Raw genomic sequence first — 2,425 nt, forward strand, 5'->3', positions numbered from 1 at the left:
GTAGGAAACCGAGAAATGGGCCCAGCCCGCCGCAGATATTGCACCCGCCGTCACCGCCGCAGGTGGTAAGTCTATCAGCCTGCACCACTTCCCGCATATAGGGGTCGTAGGCGATGGACAGGCCGAAGAAGTTGGGTTCCTCCATATCATAGGGCCGGTTCTCATCCTCATCCATGTCCTCAAACCAGCGTAGACGCATGGAGTAGTCTAACCCATCTCCCCATGGGAACAGGGTCCGACATCCGCCGCCGCACAGGTAGGCCCACTCGTCCGCCGTGGGCAGCGAAAGCCCCTGCTTTTCCAGCCCGGTAAGAAGTTCATCGTAGTCTGTGCGGTTATAGATCCAGGTCTGAAATCCATCTTCCGTCCGTTCTATGCGGGCCGACTGGTGCAAGGTAAGACTGCTGCTGTCACTCCAGGCAAAGTCACGGAACTCCTTCGGCCAGTCAGGGTGGGCGGTCAGCCTGGGATCGTCCATCTTGACTGACTCCCAGCAGAGTTCCTCCAGCTCCCGGCCCACCAGCATGGGGCCAATGGCCGCTTGCCGGACGAGAGCCATGCTCTCTCCGATGAGTTCCGCCGGGTTCTGCTCCATTTCCCATTCTCGGAACAGATACTCCAATTCCTCCCGGCTCTCCTGATTCAGTCCCTCGGCAAACTGCTCCCAGCCCAGGGTGACGGTATCGCCGGGGACAAAGACGAACTCCCGACCATCTTTCTTGAAGATGCCGGTGGTGCAGTTCTGGCCCCAGCGGTCAAAGGTATGTAGACCGAGAAAGGTCATATCATAACGAGCAGCCAGGCTCTCCATCAGCACCTGCTTCTCGATGTTTTCCATTTGATTGAATTGGGTGCGGAATAGTCTTTTGTTCATAACAAGTCCTCCTACAGCCTATCCAGGTTTTCCTGTAAATCGCCCTGCATCAAGTGCTGGGCAATGGCTTGGTTCAGTGCCTTATGGGGGTGATAGGCTGCCTGCTCTACATCGTGCAGGCACTCCTCCATCAATGCCTCCGGAGAAATGCCTTCCCGTTTGCCATAAAGATGGCCGAAGGCATAGCACACGGACTTGAGAAAGTCGAAAATATAGTCGTGATTTCCACGCATACTGGGCAGGTCGTTGAACGAGCCCATACCTCCGTATGCCCGAAGATGGTGGGCAACCTCCCGCCGCTGGTTCCAGTCCTGAATGTCCCGCTCCAACCAGTCGATCCAGTTTTGGAACTCTGGATGGTCTGCCAGAAGGATGGAGCGCAGACAGGTCAGAGCCTCGGTATAAATATCAGACTGTTTCATTGGCCATCGCTCCCCCAAATACCTCCATAGAGCACACCATCTTTTCCAAGGAACAACATCCGGCTGCGAAGCAGGCTGCACTGCTCCACAGCGACCTTGTTTCCGTCACAGGTGGGAATAGCCTCCTGTTTTTTCCCAAGGTGATCACCATGAGCGGTAAGGAAGTAGAATTTATCCCGTTGCTGGTATCCGCCTTGAAACAGGAAGGTATTGCCGGACGGGGCAACAGAAAAAGCTCCGCTTCCTTCGATTGGCAGTTCAAATACAAAGTCCTCTTTGAAGTTCGTCCGCACCAGCCGGAATTCATCGTAATAATAAAACCACAGGTTTTCTTCTTCGTCCAGGCTGATGGCGTAGCAGTCATAGATGGAATAGTTCTCATTCTTCCAGAGAGGAGTTCCCTCCGATGTCCATGCAATCAGGCCGCAAGCACCCAAAGGTTCATCCCAACCGTAATTACCAAATACACCTTCGTCAAAGTAGCTGGTAATGATGGTGCCATCTTTTTTTACCACACAGTCTTGAATGCCATCCCCCAGGCAGAAACGGGACAGCACAGCTCCGTCCCGGCTGACGATCCAGGCGTTCTGGTCGGGGCCGTTTTCCCGATAGGCGCATCTTGCCCCCAGCAGGAGGAAGTGATCACCTGCGGGCCGCAAATAATGAAACTGGAACTTCAAGAGGCCAAGAGGAAACAGCGTCGTTTCCAGCACCCGCTGTTCCGCCCAATCCAGCTGGATTTCCACTGCGGTATAGGTGGAAGGAGTGCTGAGCCAGTCCTTACCCTGTGTTTCGGACGGCTGTTCCATGAGAAGATAGACTTTTCCATCCCTTGCCGTGAAAAAGTCTGTCACTTCTGTGCCCTCCAGATGTTTTTCCCGGCGCAGCTGGTCCAGGTCAATGATGGAGAACAACGGCAGATTTTTGGCTTTTATAGGTTTGTTCATAGTGTCTCCTCCTGGCTACTTTAACGCTCCATCATAGGTGTGGCTTTCCCAGGCGGCCTCAAATTCCGCCTGCTCTATGACGCAGGCGTGGAACTCCTCACCCCAGACATGGGCGTTCAATTCCTCCACGGTGGGGATCGGCGTGATCTCGATGGCGCCGTCGTAAAGGTCAGGAATATTGT

The 2,425-nt window shown here is 54.3% G+C and carries 3 protein-coding genes; all 3 read right to left on the bottom strand.

Annotated elements, in window-relative coordinates:
- On the bottom strand, positions 1–874 hold an 874-nt coding region (locus FGS84_RS30465; RefSeq protein WP_138311873.1), incomplete at its 3' end, for a hypothetical protein.
- Positions 875–885: 11 nt separating this feature from the next.
- On the bottom strand, positions 886–1,296 hold the full coding sequence (locus FGS84_RS30470) for a hypothetical protein (RefSeq protein WP_002588992.1): 411 nt from the start codon (positions 1,294–1,296) through the stop codon (positions 886–888).
- Positions 1,293–2,243, bottom strand: coding sequence for a hypothetical protein (locus FGS84_RS30475; RefSeq protein ID WP_006773008.1), 951 nt, complete (start codon positions 2,241–2,243; stop codon positions 1,293–1,295). The genes FGS84_RS30470 and FGS84_RS30475 overlap by 4 nt, the downstream gene beginning before the upstream one ends.
- Positions 2,244–2,425: the final 182 nt, after the last annotated feature.

Source organism: Clostridium sp. 1001271st1 H5 (genome assembly GCF_005845215.1).
Taxonomy (GTDB): Bacteria; Bacillota; Clostridia; order Lachnospirales; family Lachnospiraceae; genus Enterocloster.

Excerpts from the sequence above, each read along its gene's own strand:
- FGS84_RS30470 (WP_002588992.1), bottom strand. The coding sequence starts at position 1,296 with ATGAAACAGTCTGATATTTATACCGAGGCTCTGACCTGTCTGCGCTCC.
- FGS84_RS30475 (WP_006773008.1), bottom strand. The coding sequence starts at position 2,243 with ATGAACAAACCTATAAAAGCCAAAAATCTGCCGTTGTTCTCCATCATT.